Origin of the sequence: Pantoea endophytica (assembly GCF_002858935.1) — a bacterium.
Classification (GTDB): domain Bacteria; phylum Pseudomonadota; class Gammaproteobacteria; order Enterobacterales; family Enterobacteriaceae; genus Pantoea; species Pantoea leporis.
Map to the genome: position 1 here is coordinate 207,090 of NZ_PJRT01000009.1, position 15,459 is coordinate 222,548.

13 protein-coding genes are annotated in these 15,459 nt (G+C 58.0%); 8 read left to right on the forward strand and 5 right to left on the reverse strand.

Annotated elements, in window-relative coordinates; genetic code table 11:
- Window position 1: 1 nt before the first annotated feature.
- From uca to urtE, 7 genes are all read left to right on the forward strand, one after another.
- Window positions 2-3,619, forward strand: a complete 3,618-nt coding sequence (gene uca, locus PZBJ_RS08860) for an urea carboxylase (protein ID WP_101762168.1) — start codon at window positions 2-4, stop codon at window positions 3,617-3,619.
- Between the two features lie 9 nt (window positions 3,620-3,628).
- A complete protein-coding gene (locus tag PZBJ_RS08865; RefSeq protein ID WP_101762169.1) occupies window positions 3,629-4,327 on the forward strand; it encodes a GntR family transcriptional regulator in 699 nt (232 codons plus the stop codon).
- A 28-nt stretch (window positions 4,328-4,355) separates the two neighbouring features.
- A complete protein-coding gene (urtA, locus tag PZBJ_RS08870; protein ID WP_101762170.1) occupies window positions 4,356-5,624 on the forward strand; it encodes an urea ABC transporter substrate-binding protein in 1,269 nt (422 codons plus the stop codon).
- A gap of 185 nt (window positions 5,625-5,809) precedes the next feature.
- Window positions 5,810-7,375, forward strand: coding sequence for an urea ABC transporter permease subunit UrtB (urtB, locus tag PZBJ_RS08880; protein WP_101762171.1), 1,566 nt, complete (start codon window positions 5,810-5,812; stop codon window positions 7,373-7,375).
- Complete coding sequence (gene urtC, locus PZBJ_RS08885; protein ID WP_101762172.1) at window positions 7,375-8,451, forward strand: urea ABC transporter permease subunit UrtC; 1,077 nt, start codon at window positions 7,375-7,377, stop codon at window positions 8,449-8,451. Before urtB ends, urtC begins: the two co-directional genes overlap by 1 nt.
- Complete coding sequence (gene urtD / locus PZBJ_RS08890) at window positions 8,444-9,235, forward strand: urea ABC transporter ATP-binding protein UrtD (protein WP_101762173.1); 792 nt, start codon at window positions 8,444-8,446, stop codon at window positions 9,233-9,235. The genes urtC and urtD overlap by 8 nt, the downstream gene beginning before the upstream one ends.
- Before the next feature lies 1 nt (window position 9,236).
- Complete coding sequence (gene urtE, locus PZBJ_RS08895) at window positions 9,237-9,935, forward strand: urea ABC transporter ATP-binding subunit UrtE (RefSeq protein ID WP_101762174.1); 699 nt, start codon at window positions 9,237-9,239, stop codon at window positions 9,933-9,935.
- Between the two features lie 85 nt (window positions 9,936-10,020).
- On the opposite strand, the gene PZBJ_RS08900 is transcribed toward urtE, so the two are convergent.
- The 5 genes from PZBJ_RS08900 to rbsK all read right to left on the reverse strand — a co-directional run bounded on the left by PZBJ_RS08900 (window position 10,021) and on the right by rbsK (window position 14,247).
- Window positions 10,021-10,422 carry a hypothetical protein gene (locus tag PZBJ_RS08900; RefSeq protein WP_146001293.1) on the reverse strand — a complete coding sequence of 134 codons (402 nt, stop codon included), beginning with the start codon at window positions 10,420-10,422 and terminating at the stop codon, window positions 10,021-10,023.
- Window positions 10,400-10,786, reverse strand: a complete 387-nt coding sequence (locus tag PZBJ_RS08905) for a polymorphic toxin type 44 domain-containing protein (protein WP_101762176.1) — start codon at window positions 10,784-10,786, stop codon at window positions 10,400-10,402. Before PZBJ_RS08905 ends, PZBJ_RS08900 begins: the two co-directional genes overlap by 23 nt.
- 198 nt (window positions 10,787-10,984) lie before the next feature.
- On the reverse strand, window positions 10,985-11,998 hold the full coding sequence (locus PZBJ_RS08910; protein WP_101762177.1) for an aldose 1-epimerase family protein: 1,014 nt from the start codon (window positions 11,996-11,998) through the stop codon (window positions 10,985-10,987).
- Window positions 11,995-13,320, reverse strand: coding sequence for an L-fucose:H+ symporter permease (gene fucP, locus PZBJ_RS08915; RefSeq protein WP_101762178.1), 1,326 nt, complete (start codon window positions 13,318-13,320; stop codon window positions 11,995-11,997). Before fucP ends, PZBJ_RS08910 begins: the two co-directional genes overlap by 4 nt.
- A 9-nt stretch (window positions 13,321-13,329) precedes the next feature.
- The gene (rbsK, locus tag PZBJ_RS08920; protein WP_101762179.1) at window positions 13,330-14,247 is read right to left on the reverse strand and encodes a ribokinase; all 918 of its coding nucleotides are present in this window, start codon (window positions 14,245-14,247) and stop codon (window positions 13,330-13,332) included.
- 360 nt (window positions 14,248-14,607) lie between these two features.
- On the opposite strand from rbsK, the gene deoR reads away from it, so the two are divergent.
- Window positions 14,608-15,378, forward strand: a complete 771-nt coding sequence (gene deoR, locus PZBJ_RS08925; protein WP_101762370.1) for a DNA-binding transcriptional repressor DeoR — start codon at window positions 14,608-14,610, stop codon at window positions 15,376-15,378.
- Window positions 15,379-15,459: the final 81 nt, after the last annotated feature.

Consider the following 15,459-nt stretch of genomic DNA (forward strand, 5'->3'; position numbering starts at 1 on the left):
CATGTTCAGCACCGTTCTGATTGCTAACCGTGGCGAGATCGCCTGCCGCGCCATTCGCACCTTAAAACGCCTCGGCGTGAAAAGCGTCGCCGTCTATTCCGATGCCGATCGCAACGCGCGCCACGTCAAAGAAGCTGACGTCGCCATCGCCCTTGGCGGTGACAAAGCCAGCGACAGCTATTTACGCATCGACAAAATCCTCGCCGCCGCGCAGGAAACTGGCGCGCAAGCCATCTGGCCGGGCTACGGTTTCCTGTCAGAAAGCCTGCCGTTTGCCGATGCCTGTGAAAAAGCCGGCATCGCCTTTGTCGGCCCCACCGCGCAGCAGATTGGCGAGTTTGGCCTGAAACACCGCGCGCGTGAGCTCGCTGCCAGCGCGGGCGTGCCAATGACGCCGGGCACGCCGCTGCTGAGTTCGCTGGAAGAAGCCTTAAGCGCCGCCGACACCATCGGCTATCCGGTGATGCTGAAAAGCACGGCAGGCGGCGGCGGCATTGGCCTGACGCGCTGCGCCGACGCCGATGCGCTGCGCAATGCGTGGGAGAGCGTGCGCCGCCTTGGCGAGCAGTTCTTCAGCGATGCGGGCGTGTTTTTAGAACGCTGCATCGATCGCGCGCGCCACGTTGAAGTGCAGATTTTTGGCGACGGCAGCGGCAAAGTGATCGCGCTCGGCGAACGCGACTGTTCGCTGCAGCGCCGCAACCAGAAAGTGGTCGAAGAGACGCCTGCACCGAATCTACCGCAGGCAACGCGTGAAGCGCTGCTCTCTTCTGCGGTGCGCCTCGGCGAGCTGGTGAATTATCGCAGCGCCGGTACGGTGGAATACATCTACGACGCCGAACAAGATGCCTTCTACTTCCTCGAAGTGAACACCCGCCTGCAGGTTGAACATCCTGTCACCGAATGCGTCACCGGCCTCGATCTGGTTGAGTGCATGCTGAAAGTCGCCGCTGGCGATGCCCTCGACTGGGCGCGCCTGCAGCAAGCGCCCGCTGGCGCATCGATTGAAGTGCGTATCTACGCCGAAGATCCGCTGAAAAACTTCCAGCCCAGCCCCGGCGTACTGACCCACGTCAGTTTCCCGGATGACGTGCGCGTTGATGGCTGGATCGCTACCGGCACCGAAGTCTCGGCGTTTTACGATCCGATGGTCGCCAAACTGATCGTGCATGCCGAGACGCGCGCAGCGGCGCTGGCGAAGATGCAGCAGGCGCTCGACGCCACGCAGCTGCACGGCATCGCCAGCAATCTCGATTATCTGCGCCAGATCGTCGCCACCGACGCCTTCCGCAGCGGCAACGTGTGGACGCGCTTCCTCGATAGCTTCACACCAGCCGCCAGCGTGATTGAAGTGCTGCAACCCGGCACCTTCAGCAGCATTCAGGATTTTCCTGGCCGCCTCGGCTATTGGGATATCGGCGTGCCGCCATCCGGCCCAATGGACGATTTCGCCTTCCGCCTCGCCAACCGCATTGTCGGCAACCACGACAGCGCCGCCGGTCTGGAATTCACGCTGCAAGGCCCCACGCTGCGCTTCCACAGCGATGCCATCATCGCCCTGACCGGTGCCGATTGCCCAGCCGACGTCGATGGCGAAAACATCGCCTACTGGCAGCCCGTCAGCGTCAAAGCGGGACAAACCCTGACGCTGGGCCGCGCGCAGAGCGGCTGCCGCACCTACTTAGCGGTGCGCAACGGGTTCGACGTGCCGGAATATCTCGGCAGCCGATCCACCTTCTCGCTCGGCCAGTTTGGCGGCCACGCCGGACGCACTCTGCGCGTCGCCGACATGCTGCCAATCTCCCAGCCGCAGCTTGCCGCCTGCACCACGCCCGCGCCGGTCAGCGCCCCGCAGGCGCTCGATCATGCGCTGGTGCCGCACTACGGCACTGAATGGCGCATCGGCGTGCTGTATGGACCGCACGGCGCACCGGATTTCTTCACTCAGGCGGCGATTGATGAGTTCTTTGCCAGCGACTGGCAGGTGCACTACAACTCCAACCGCCTCGGCGTGCGTTTGGTTGGCCCGAAACCGACATGGACGCGCGCCAACGGCGGCGAAGCCGGCCTGCATCCGTCCAACGTGCATGACTGCGAATACGCCATCGGCGCGGTGAACTTCACCGGCGACTTCCCGGTGATCCTGACGCACGACGGTCCCAGCCTCGGCGGCTTCGTCTGCCCGGTGACCATCGCCAAAGCCGAACTGTGGAAAGTCGGCCAGGTGAAACCGGGCGACAAAATCCGTTTCCACCCAATCAGCGCCGACGAAGCGGTGGCGCTGGAAAAAGCCCAGGCGCACAGCGTGGCCACGCTGCGCAGCAGCCACGCGCCGGCCTTTGCGGTGCCCTCTTTAGCAGCCAGCGCTATCGGTTCCGCCACCTTGCTGGCGGCGCTCCCCGCCACGGCAACCACGCCAGCGGCGGTTTATCGCCAGGCGGGCGACAAATATGTGCTGATTGAGTACGGCGATAATGTGCTGGATCTGGCGCTGCGTCTGCGCGTGCATCTGCTGATGAATGCGCTACGTGAACGCGCGGTGCCGGGCGTGGAAGAGCTGTCGCCGGGCGTGCGCTCTCTGCAGGTACGCTACGACAGCCTGATTCTCAGCCAGAAACAGCTGATGCAGCTGCTGCTGGAACTGGAAGCCGGGCTCGGCGATGTCAGCCAGCTGAAAGTGCCGTCGCGCATTGTCTGGATGCCGATGGCCTTCGAAGACAGCGCCACACTCGGCGCGGTCGAACGTTATCAGGAAACCGTGCGTGCCAGCGCGCCGTGGCTGCCAAATAACGTCGATTTTATCCAGCGTATTAATGGCCTGGCGAGCCGCGAAGCGGTGCGCGACACCCTTTTTGATGCCAGCTACCTGATTCTCGGCCTCGGCGATGTCTATCTCGGCGCGCCGTGCGCGGTACCGATCGATCCACGCCATCGCCTGCTGAGCTCCAAATACAGCCCGGCGCGCACCTTTACCGCCGAAGGCACGGTCGGCATTGGCGGCATGTACATGTGCATCTACGGCATGGATTCACCCGGCGGTTATCAGCTGGTGGGCCGGACGCTGCCAATCTGGAACAAGTTCCTCAAAAATGAACAGTTTGCGGCCGACGAGCCGTGGCTGCTGCACTTCTTCGATCAGGTGCGCTTCTATCCGGTAACGGAAGACGAACTGACGCAGCTGCGCGATGACTTCCGCGAAGGCCGCGCCACGGTGCGCATCGAAGAAACGGTCTTCGACTTCGCCGCCCATCATCAATTCCTGGCGGAAAATGCCGCATCGATCAGTGATTTCCGCCAGCGTCAGTCCGCCGCCTTCGAACAGGAAGTGACGCTGTGGGCGCAGGAAGAGCAGAACGCGCCGCTCACCAGCGAGGAGACGCTGGTGGTGGCCGAAGCCGACGACGATGCGCTGGCGGTGTGCGCCGATATGAACGGCAACATCTGGAAAGTGCTGGTTCAGCCAGGCGACGCGGTGGAAGCCGGTCAAACGCTGGTCATCGTGGAAGCGATGAAAATGGAACTGGCGATTGTCGCGCCGCAGGCCGGCACCGTGAAACGCATTGCCTGCCAGGCAGGACGTCCGGTGAGTCCGGGCGATGCCCTGCTGTGGCTGGAATAAGGAGCTGGCATGAACACGAGCCCTCGTAGCAAAGGTCGTCCGGAAGCGCTGGCCGAGAAGGTTTATCAGGCGCTGAAACAGGACATTTTTGAGTTCCGACTGATGCCGGGCGATCGCTTCAGCGAAAACGAAATCGCCGATCGGCTGGAAGTGAGCCGCACGCCGGTGCGTCAGGCGCTGTTCTGGCTGGAGCGCGAGGGCTACGTCGAAGTGTGGTTCCGCAGCGGCTGGCAGGTGAAGCCGTTTGACTTTGAATATTTCGAAGAGCTGTACGACTTTCGCACCGTGCTGGAGTGCGAAGCGGTGCGCCGCTTGTGCGCACTGCCCGCACCGCAGTGCATCGACATGCTCACCGCGCTGAAAAGCTTCTGGATGGATGCACCGCGGCTGGCCGATGGCAAAGCGGTTTCGGCGCAGGATGAAGCCTTTCACATGGCGCTGGTGGCCGCCGCTGGCAATCAGGAGATGGCGCGCATCCACGCCGAACTGACCGAAAAAATCCGCATCATTCGCCGTCTCGATTTTACCCGAGACGACCGAATGGAGGCGACATACCGCGAGCACGCTCAGATTTTACGGGCGATTTTCCAGCAACAAACCGAGGAGGCGCAGCGCATTTTAACCGACCACATCGCCGTAAGTAAGGCAGAGGTCAGAAAGATCACATTGCATATGTTACAGCAGGCTCGACTTCAACCCATTGAATAAAAATACAAACATCGTGAGGGGTTTACTGATGAAAAGACGTTCGTTGCTCAAGGCTTTCGCGCTCTCTGCCTCTGTGGTCAGCATGGGCTTTGCCTTTGCGGCACAGGCTGCTGACACCATCAAGGTGGGCATTATGTCCTCGCTCTCCGGCACCATGGCGATCTCCGAAACGCCGCTGAAGGATGTGGCGCTGATGACTATCGATGAGATCAACGCCAAAGGCGGCGTGCTGGGCAAAAAGCTGGAACCGGTGGTGGTCGATCCGGCCTCCAACTGGCCGCTGTTCGCTGAGAAAGCGCGCCAGCTGCTGACCCAGGACAAAGTGGCGGCGGTGTTTGGCTGCTGGACCTCGGTATCGCGTAAATCGGTGCTGCCGGTGTTTGAGGAGCTGAACGGCCTGCTGTTTTATCCCGTGCAGTACGAAGGCGAAGAGATGTCGCCGAACGTGTTCTACACCGGCGCCGCGCCGAACCAGCAGGCGATTCCGGCGGTGGAATACCTGATGAGTGAAGATGGCGGCAGCGCGAAACGCTTCTTCCTGCTGGGCACCGACTACGTTTATCCGCGCACCACCAACAAGATTCTGCGCGCCTTCCTGCACACCAAAGGGGTACAGGATAAAGACATCGAAGAGGTCTATACGCCATTTGGTTACAGCGATTATCAGACCATCGTCTCCAACATTAAGAAGTTCTCTGCCGGTGGCAAAACCGCGGTGATCTCCACCATCAACGGCGACTCCAACGTGCCGTTCTACAAAGAGCTGGCCAATCAGGGCATCAAAGCCACGGATATCCCGGTGATCGCCTTCTCGGTCGGCGAGGAAGAGTTGCGCGGCATTGATACCAAACCGCTGGTCGGTCAGCTAGCGGCGTGGAACTACTTCGAGTCGGTGGATAACCCAACTAACCAGAAGTTCGTCGCGGATTACCGCGCCTACGCTAAGGCGCACAACCTGCCGAACGCCAACACCGTGGTGACCAACGACCCGATGGAAGCGACCTACGTTGGCCTGCACATGTGGGCGCAGGCGGTAGAGAAAGCGGGCACCACCGATGTGGATAAAGTGCGCGCGGCGATGGCGGGACAGACCTTTAAAGCCCCGGACGGTTTCACCCTGACCATGGATAAAACCAACCATCACCTGCATAAGCCAGTGATGATTGGTGAAGTGGAAGAGAACGGTCAGTTCAACGTGGTGTGGCAGACCGAGCAACCGGTACGCGCCCAGCCGTGGAGCCCGTACATTGCGGGTAATGATAAGAAGCCGGACCATCCGGTGAAATCAACGCAGTAGGGGTTGTGCTGGCTGTCCCCCATCCCGGCCTTCCCCCATAAATGGGGGAAGGAGACGCTGCCACATGCATGTTCATTGCTGGCATTGGGCAACGTCTTCCTCCCCCATTTATGGGGGAGGACCGAGGAGGGGGACAGCCACACCAATCCAAACCAAAACAACTTCTCACCATCAGGGCCAGAACCATGACAATCCGCCGTTATCTCTGCTGTCTGCTGTTACTGCTGCCCTGGCTCGCCCAGGCGGGCGATGGCGCAGACTTCGCGGCCGCCAGCCGCGCGCAACAAGCCACGCTGCTCCAGCAGTGGGCCGCCGCACCGCAGGCCAGTCGCTTGCCGCTGCTGCAGGCGCTGCGCAATGAAACCGTGGTCATCGACCAAAAACAGCAGCCGTTCAGCAAACAAGGTGAAGCCTTGCAGCCGCTCGACAGCGCGCAACAGCCCGACGGCGACACCAAAAAGCTGTTTATGAACAACCGCCTGCGCGTATTGATCGCCAGCGCCCTCGCCGCCCATCAGCTGGTGAGCGATGATGCCGCGATCCGTTTACGTGCCGCACAACAACTGCAAAATGATGGCGTCGCCGATATGCTGCCGCTGATTGAGCAGCGTCTGACGCTGGAAAAAGACGCGAAAGTGCACGACGTACTGCTGATGGCAGCGGCCAACCTGCAGCTCGCCAGCCCGGATGCCGCGCTGCGCCTGAAGGCTGTCAAACTGCTCGGCGAATCCAGCGATCCCAACATGCAGGCCAGCCTCACGCGCTTAACCCAGGCCAGCAATGAACCCGATACCAGCGTGCGTGATGCCGCCGCCGCCAGCCTGAAGCAGATTAAACAGCGCCTGATGTGGGGCGATCTGCTCGGTCAGGCGTTTACCGGCCTGTCGCTCGGTTCGATTCTGCTGCTGGCCGCGCTCGGTCTGGCGATCACCTACGGCCTGCTGGGCGTAATCAACATGGCGCACGGCGAAATGCTGATGCTGGGTGCATACGCTACCTGGTTTGTGCAAAGCCTGTTCCAGCAGTTCGCACCGCAGTGGCTGGCCTGGTATCCGCTGCTGGCGCTGCCGGTGGCCTTTCTGGTCACCGCCGGTATGGGCATGCTGCTGGAACGCACCATCATCCGCCATCTGTACGGACGTCCGCTAGAAACGCTGCTCGCCACCTGGGGTATCAGCCTGATGCTGATTCAACTGGTGCGCATGCTGTTTGGCGCGCAGAACCTGGAAGTGGCTAACCCAGGCTGGCTCTCCGGCGGGCTGCAGCTGTTACCGAATCTGGTGCTGCCGTACAACCGTATCGCGGTGATCCTGTTTGTGTTTGCCGTGCTGGCCCTCACCTGGCTACTGCTGAATAAAACCCGTCTCGGCCTGAGCGTGCGCGCCGTGACGCAAAACCGCGCAATGGCCGACTGCTGCGGCGTGCCGACCGGACGTATCGATATGCTGGCGTTTGGCCTCGGTTCTGGCATCGCCGGACTCGGCGGCGTGGCGCTGTCGCAGCTCGGCAACGTCGGGCCGGAGCTCGGTCAGGGCTACATCATCGACTCCTTCCTCGTGGTGGTGCTGGGTGGCGTCGGCCAACTGGCGGGCACCGTGGTCGCGGCCTTTGGTCTTGGCATTCTTAACAAAGTGCTGGAGCCGCAGATTGGCGCGGTGCTGGGAAAAATCCTCATCCTCGTGCTGATCGTGCTGTTTATCCAGAAACGTCCGCAGGGCCTGTTTGCCTTCAAAGGGAGGGTGATTGACTGATGAGCCAGCCAATGACGTTAACTATTGCGCGCAAAGCGCCACGCCTGACGCTCAGCCTCGGCGTGGTGATCGCTGCGCTGCTGCTGGCGCTGCCGTTCTGCGCCCTGCTGCCCGCCACCCATCCGCTGGCGATCTCCACCTACACGCTAACGCTGGTCGGCAAGATTCTCTGTTACGCCGTGGTCGCGGTGGCGCTCGATTTAGTGTGGGGTTACGCCGGGCTGCTGTCGCTCGGTCACGGCCTGTTCTTCGCGCTTGGCGGCTATGCGATGGGCATGTATTTGATGCGCCAGGCTTCCGGCGACGGCCTGCCTGCGTTCATGTCTTTTCTTTCATGGAGTGAGCTGCCGTGGTTTTGGGCGGGCACGCAACATTTTGCCTGGGCGCTGTGCCTGATCATGCTGGTGCCGGGTTTGCTGGCGCTGGTGTTTGGCTTCTTCGCCTTTCGCTCGAAAATCAAAGGCGTTTACTTCTCAATCATGACGCAGGCGCTGACCTACGCTGGCATGCTGCTGTTTTTCCGCAACGAAACCGGCTTCGGCGGTAATAACGGCTTTACCGGCTTCACCACATTGCTCGGCTTTAACGTCACCGCTACCGACACGCGTATTGGACTGTTTGTCGCCACGGTGCTGCTGCTGCTGGTCAGCCTCGGCATTGGCTTCGCGCTGGCACGCAGCAAGTTTGGCCGCGTGTTGACCGCGGTGCGCGATGCGGAGAACCGCCTGATGTTCATCGGATACGATCCCAAAGGTTTCAAGCTGTTTGTCTGGACGCTGTCGGCGGTGCTGTGCGGGCTGGCGGGCGCGCTCTACGTGCCGCAGGTTGGCATTATCAACCCCAGCGAAATGTCGCCAACCAACTCGATTGAAGCGGCGATATGGGTGGCGCTGGGCGGACGCGGCACGCTGATTGGTCCGCTGCTTGGTGCCGCCATCGTTAACGGAGCCAAAAGCTGGTTCACCGTCGCCTTCCCGGAATATTGGCTGTTTTTCCTTGGCCTGATGTTTATCCTGGTCACGCTGTTCCTGCCGCGTGGCGTGATTGGCCTGCTGCGCCGGAGGCGTGATGACTGAACAACTGTTTACCCAACCTCATCCCTCGGATCGCTATCGTGAACAAAGCGATCCGGTATTGCAGCTGGAGAAGATCAACGTGTCGTTCGACGGCTTTCGCGCGCTCACCGATCTCTCACTGAAGATCGGCGTGGGCGAACTACGCTGTGTGATCGGCCCCAACGGCGCGGGAAAAACCACGCTGATGGATGTGATCACCGGTAAAACCCGGCCGGATAATGGCCAGGTGATCTACGACCAGGATACCGATCTCAGCAAAATGTCGCCGGTGGAGATCGCGCGCGCCGGTATTGGGCGCAAGTTCCAGAAACCCACGGTATTCGAAGCGCTGACGGTGTTTGAGAATCTGGAAATCGCGCTGAAAAACGACAAATCAGTGTGGGCCAGCCTGCGCGCGCGGTTGAACAGCGAGCAGCAGGATCGCATTGATGAGGTGCTAAAACTGTTGCGATTGGGCGGCGAGCGTCAGCGCAAAGCCGGTTTGCTGTCGCACGGTCAGAAGCAGTTTCTGGAAATCGGCATGCTGCTGGTACAGGACCCGCATCTGCTGCTGCTGGATGAACCGGCAGCCGGCATGACCGATGCCGAAACCGAGTACACCGCTGAGCTGTTTCGCAGCCTCGCTGGGAAGCATTCGCTGATGGTGGTCGAGCACGACATGGGCTTTGTTGAAACCATTGCCGATCACGTCACCGTGCTGCATCAGGGCCAGGTTTTGGCCGAGGGATCGTTACGCGAAGTGCAGGCGGACGATCGGGTTATCGACGTTTATCTGGGGCGTTAACATGCTGCAAGTCGCGGAACTGAATCAATATTACGGCGGCAGCCACATTCTGCGCGGCCTGTCGTTTGAAGCGAAGCCGGGTGAAATTACCTGCCTGCTGGGACGTAACGGCGTGGGTAAAACCACGTTGCTGAAATGTTTGATGGGGCTGATTCCGGCTAAATCCGGCGAAATTCGCTGGCAGGATAATGTGATCAACAGCCGCAAGCCGCATCAGCGCGTGCAGGCCGGTATCGCTTATGTGCCGCAGGGGCGCGAAATCTTCCCGCGTCTGACGGTGGAAGAGAATCTGCTGATGGGGCTGGCGCGTTTTTCCGGCGCACAGGCCAAAGCGGTGCCGGAGGAGATCTATCAACTGTTTCCAGTGCTACGTGAGATGAAAGCGCGCCGCGGCGGCGACCTGTCGGGCGGACAGCAGCAGCAATTAGCGATTGGCCGCGCCCTCGCCTGTTCACCAAAGCTATTGATCCTCGATGAGCCAACCGAAGGGATCCAGCCGTCGGTGATCAAGGAGATCGGGGCGGTGATCCGCCAGTTGGCGCAGCGCGGTGATATGGCGATCCTGCTGGTCGAGCAGTTTTATGATTTCGCCGCCGAACTGGCCGACAGCTATCTGGTGATGTCGCGCGGCGAGATCGTGCAGCGCGGCGCCGGATCCGCCATGGAAGCCGAGGGCGTACGCGGATTAGTAGCGATTTAGTTGAGCTTGATAATTCAAATGGGCGGCCTAACGGCCGCGTCTACAAGCAGAAGGCACGTCGTTTCGAGCATTTTAAATATTTTAATTAATTTTCAAATTCAAAATCTGCCATGCGAACTTTACTGCTCACTGACACAATTTTTCCACTCCATCCAAAGGTGATATGCCCATTAGCTGATATGTTAATTGAGCGGATGCTTCCTACACCTTCAATGAGAGGTTCCAACGTTTTAAGTTTATTTAAAACTTGTTTTTCGTTGCCGGTAATCTCACTGGTTAAATAATATCGATAAATAACAGGAACAGTGGCACCGCCAGCACTGTATTCAGTCATATATAGCCAGGAAGATTGATTAATTTTTTGACTACGCTTCAATACATCATTATCGCGTGAGCTTTCATTACCGATGACTAAAAAACCAATAATAATCAGCAAAAGAAGAGTCAGTATCAAATGAAATCGCTTAATAACCGTGCTGTTTAGCATACTCAATTCCCTCGCGTATATTGCGTTGATCTGTGGGATCATCTCCATAGGGAGGAACATCATACCACTTTCCCCAGCGAGATTTTGATGTGCCAGCGAGTGTTTGAGCAAATCCCGCGCCCATCAGCAAAATGTCATCGGGTATGCCAGCTGCTCTGCCTGAAGCGCCAAAATTGAAGTTTCCAAAAGCAGCCCAATTGAAGTCGAATTGTTTGTAATCCCAAGGGCCGCGATTGCGTACTTTTTGATAAAACCAGTAATAGGTTTCCGGTGTCGCCATACCTCTCGACATACCATTACATCTGGCTTCACGCATATTATTCTGAATAATTAATGCACCAGGTCCTATCGGTACAGATGCCATAATCCTTCCCTGAACGTAAATTTAAATCAGTTAACTATAATGCACATCCTCTTATTTAATAATTTGACCTAAATCATTAGGTCATTGCAATTAACCGAGGGGAGATAGGGGTATATTTGATATTTTTTAAATGATTTTTAATATCAACATCCGCTGTTGATATTGATTTTAAAATGGCGATCCTAAGACCGCCATTGATTACAAAATCCCGGTCTCAACGCTGAAATGGCGCTGTTCGCCGGGGGCCAGCTCAATCAGCGTGCCGGCGCGCTGTGCGGCTTTGAAACCCTCCGGGCGGCAGGTTGACGGCAGCACATAGGCGGCGACCTGCTGATCGCGGTTATGCAGCATCCAGCGCGTGGCGTGCGGGAACTGTTGGCTGGAGAAGCGTGTCATCAGAGCAAACCCTTGCGGTGAGTGCAGCTCGAACTGCATCTCATCACCGTACTGCTGGAGATCGTCGGCGAAAAACACGATCTCCGGATCGCACATCTGCGGCTGATCCAGCTGCTGAAACGCCTGCGGATCGCGCGCCAGTTGATCGGTGTATGCGCGCCACTGCGGGGTAGGTTTGACGTGCGCCGGGATCGAACTGCGCAGCTGGAACGCATCGGTCGGAATCGACTGCTGGAAACGCCCTTGATCCAGCCAGGCGCTGTTCAGATGACACATATACTGCAGCGGCATCGGCGCGCCTGCCAGGTTAGTGACGTTCATCTCAATGTGCAGGCGCGCAGCATTGGCCTCAAGGCGCACCGCCGGTGCGGCAAGATAGTGATGGCCAAAGCCCTTCACATATTCGGTTTCGCCCTCCAGCGACAGGCGATCGTCCTCCAGCACGATCCATGCGCTGTCCATGCGCGCGCAGGCCATTTCGCCATGCAGCGGATGATCGTCATCCTCTGCCGGACAGCCGTTGGCCAGCAGCCCGGAGTGGAAAGCGAAACAGCCATAGGTATCAATGATCGAACTGCCGGGCAGCGGCTGCTTAAAGCTGTGGCCCATGGTAAGCGAATGGCCGTCAAAGTTGGCGTCCCACACCATCTGACCGTAAAACGGCAGCATGATCACCGTGCCGCGTGGATTACTGATGCGCACCGCTTCCACGCCCGCGGGATAGCGAAACAGCTCGACGTGGAACGTCTCGTTGCGCAGCAGCGTGGCTGACGTTTCATGAAACTGCTCACGACGTAACGGTAAACGGGTTTTCATGGCATCTCCTCAACTAAACGACCGGCTGCTTCTGCCTGTTTTTTATGACGCAGCTCGCCCCAGAAGAAGTAACCCACCCAGGCGAAGCACAGCAGCGAAACGCCGAACGCCAGCTGCATCGATCCCAGATGATCGGAGACGAAGCCCTGAATCGCAGGAATAAAGGCAGCACCGACAATCGACATCACGATAAACGCGCCCGCCACTTCGGTGTATTTGTTATCGACGGTCGCCAGCGTTCCAGCGTAGATCGTCGCCCAGCACGGACCAAACAGCGCACTGACCAGGATGGCGGCATACACGGCGGTAAAGTTCGGCACAAACATCACATACGCCAGCGCCAGAACACCCAGCAGCGAGTAGGCAATCAACACTTTTTCCGCACGGAAGCGCGTCATCAGGACGTTGGCGATAAATTTACCGATAAAGAAGCCGATGAAGCTGTAAATCATAAAGTTAGAGGCATGGCGCTCATTGACCGCGCCGAGCGTCAGCGCCAGACGAATGGTGAACGACCACACCGCCACCTGCATGCCGACATACAAGAACTGCGCCAGAATCCCGCGTTTGAAGTGACGATTCGCCGCCAGATAGCGGAAAGTCTCGCCGAGCGACGGCAACGATTTTTCACTGCTTTCCGGTTTGCAGCGCGGATAGCGGGTGAACAGGAACAGCAGCATCACTACCACCAAAACCATCACCAGATATTTATACGGCTCAAGCGTGTGCTCCAGCATGGTGAGACGGAACGCATGCGCCTGTTCCGCGTTCATGCCGGCCAGCTGACTTTCCAGACTGTCGCCCTCCTGAAACACCAGATATTTGCCCAGCACGATGCCCATCAGTGCGCCCACCGGATAGAAAGTCTGGCTGATATTCAGGCGCAGCGTGGCGTGATCGCGATGACCAATCATCGAGCTGTAGGTGTTGGCGGCGGTTTCGAGGAAGCTCAAACCGATAGCGATGGCGAAAATCGCTGCCAGGAACATGGTGTAGGTTGCCATGTGCGACGCGGGATAGAACAGCACGCAGCCCACGATATACAGCGCCAGGCCCAATAAAATCGCCAGTTTATAGGTGGCTTTACGGATCACCAGCGAGGCCGGAATAGCAATCAGGAAGTAGCCGCCGTAGAACGCGCTCTGCACCAGCGCGCTGGCGAAATCGCTTAACGCGAACACGCTTTTGAACTGGGTGATCAGGATGTCGTTCAGACTCGCCGCACAGCCCCACAACGGGAACAGGCACGAGAGCAAAATGAACTGGAACAGCGGCGTTTTATTCAGATAGCCATCAGATTGCTGAACAATGTTCGGTTGCATAACTCGACCTCAGTGAACGTTGAGAAAACGCTGGAAGGTTTCCGCGTCGGGATAGGAGCGCTGCGTGCCGCGACCGGTCACGCTGCAGGCGGCATAAGCCGAGGCTTGCGCCATCGCGGCCGGGATATCGCCGCTTTTCACCAACTCGTGGGCGAAGCAGCCGATAAAGGCATCGCCCGCGCCGCTGGTATCCACCGCTTTTACCGCGGTGGGGGCAACCTGATGCACGCTGTCGCCAGACATCCACAGCGAACCGCGCCCGCCCAGCGTGATGATCAGGTTTTTCAGCCCGCGTTTGAGCAGCGATTGCCCCGCCAGCTTCACCTCTTCATCCGTGGTGACCGGCATGCCGGTGAGGATCTCCAGCTCGGTTTCATTCGGCATGAAAAAGTCGCATTTGCAGGCGTAGTCGATATTGAGATCCGCCACCGCCGGTGCCGGATTGAGGATCACTTTGATGTCATGCTGACGGGCAAAATCAATGGCGTAATAAACGGTCTCCAGCGGGATCTCCAGCTGCAGGATGATCAACTGGCAGCTTTTCAACGCGTCAGCGGCGGCATCGATATCGGCTGGCTTCAACTGTTGGTTGGCACCTTTAATAATCAGAATGCGGTTCTGCGACTCATCGTCGACGAAGATAGGTGCCACGCCGCTGGAGGTGCCTGGCGCGGTGGTGACGAAGCGGGTATCAACGCCCTGCTGTTGCAGATTGACCACGGTATTCGGCGCGAACAGATCGTCGCCGACTTTACTCACCATCATCACGCTGCCGCCCATCTTCGCCGCTGCCACAGCCTGATTGGCACCTTTACCCCCGCAGCCGATGGCAAAATCGGGTGCTTCCAGCGTTTCGCCCGCTTTAGGCAGCTGATTGGTATAGGTAATGAGGTCCACCATATTTGACCCAATAACCGCAATATCCATTGTTTTCTCCCGGTGAATTTTTAACTTTATAATGTTATTAAAATAACAATATCAGGTTAATAAAGTTAATTGTGTGATAAATTTCACACCTCGACATCCTGATAAAAAGCCGATAAACAGCCATTAATTGGTAGAAATGAATGTTATTATTCTAACAATGAAACAACATTGAGAATCAGAGCGAAGCGGCTTGAGAGCAACACGTTGGCGGCATTGCATGAGGTTTGCGGGCCGATCTCATTACAGGTAAGATTGAAAACTGGCCTGCTGGATACGTCGCAAATCATTAAAATATGTGAGATTTATCGTGATTTTTGACCAGGCCACTTCGACTTCAGGATTAATTACGCAGAGATGATCATGGAAACCCGGCGCGACGAACGTATTCACAAGTTGGCTCAGGCGCTGAAACGCACCGATAAACTGCACCTGAAAGACGCGGCGCAGCTGCTGGGTGTGTCGGAAATGACCATTCGCCGCGATCTCACTGAACCGGCTTCAACCGTGGTGCTGCTGGGCGGCTATATCGTCAGCGATCCGAAAAGCCACGCCGGACACTATTTCATCTCCGATCAGCACGGTCAGAACGCCGCACGCAAACAGCGCCTGGCGCAGGCTGCTGCGGATCTGATCAGTGAAAATGACACGGTATTTTTTGATTGCGGCACCACGCTGCCGTACATCGTAGATGCGATTCCTGACACCTTGCCGTTCACCGCCATCTGCTGCGCGATGAACACTTTCCTGGCGTTGAAAGAGAAACCGGCCTGCAACGTGATCCTGAGCGGCGGTGAGTTCCACGCCGATAACGCGCTGTTCACGCCGATTGGCGCGCATTCGATCCTCGACGATCTCTGCCCGACGCTGGCGTTTATTTCGGCGGCAGGTATCGATCAGGAACAGGGCGCCACCTGCTACAACATTAACGAGCTGGCGATGAAGCACCACGCGATGCTGCGCGCACGTCAGCGCGTGCTGGTGGCGGACAGCAGTAAATTTGGCAAAGTGCTGCCCGCGCGTATCGGTGAATTGCGCCGTTTTGATTTGCTGGTCAGCGATAGCGCACCCGAACCGGCGCTGAAGAGCTGGCTGGCACAACAGAATATTCCGCTGCGATTGCCTAAAGCTTAGAATTCCTCTGTTTCTATTACCGGGAAACAAAACCAGACCCTAAATACTTCGTGTTGCAGGAAGGCGGCAAGTGGGTTCATC

What these genes read in the sequence shown, in the direction of transcription:
- uca (WP_101762168.1), top strand. Translation starts at nt 2, where the DNA reads ATGTTCAGCACCGTTCTGATTGCTAACCGTGGCGAGATCGCCTGCCGC.
- PZBJ_RS08865 (WP_101762169.1), top strand. Translation starts at nt 3,629, where the DNA reads ATGAACACGAGCCCTCGTAGCAAAGGTCGTCCGGAAGCGCTGGCCGAG.
- urtA (WP_101762170.1), top strand. Translation starts at nt 4,356, where the DNA reads ATGAAAAGACGTTCGTTGCTCAAGGCTTTCGCGCTCTCTGCCTCTGTG.
- urtB (WP_101762171.1), top strand. Translation starts at nt 5,810, where the DNA reads ATGACAATCCGCCGTTATCTCTGCTGTCTGCTGTTACTGCTGCCCTGG.
- urtC (WP_101762172.1), top strand. Translation starts at nt 7,375, where the DNA reads ATGAGCCAGCCAATGACGTTAACTATTGCGCGCAAAGCGCCACGCCTG.
- urtD (WP_101762173.1), top strand. Translation starts at nt 8,444, where the DNA reads ATGACTGAACAACTGTTTACCCAACCTCATCCCTCGGATCGCTATCGT.
- urtE (WP_101762174.1), top strand. Translation starts at nt 9,237, where the DNA reads ATGCTGCAAGTCGCGGAACTGAATCAATATTACGGCGGCAGCCACATT.
- PZBJ_RS08900 (WP_146001293.1), bottom strand. Translation starts at nt 10,422, where the DNA reads ATGCTAAACAGCACGGTTATTAAGCGATTTCATTTGATACTGACTCTT.
- PZBJ_RS08905 (WP_101762176.1), bottom strand. Translation starts at nt 10,786, where the DNA reads ATGGCATCTGTACCGATAGGACCTGGTGCATTAATTATTCAGAATAAT.
- PZBJ_RS08910 (WP_101762177.1), bottom strand. Translation starts at nt 11,998, where the DNA reads ATGAAAACCCGTTTACCGTTACGTCGTGAGCAGTTTCATGAAACGTCA.
- fucP (WP_101762178.1), bottom strand. Translation starts at nt 13,320, where the DNA reads ATGCAACCGAACATTGTTCAGCAATCTGATGGCTATCTGAATAAAACG.
- rbsK (WP_101762179.1), bottom strand. Translation starts at nt 14,247, where the DNA reads ATGGATATTGCGGTTATTGGGTCAAATATGGTGGACCTCATTACCTAT.
- deoR (WP_101762370.1), top strand. Translation starts at nt 14,608, where the DNA reads ATGGAAACCCGGCGCGACGAACGTATTCACAAGTTGGCTCAGGCGCTG.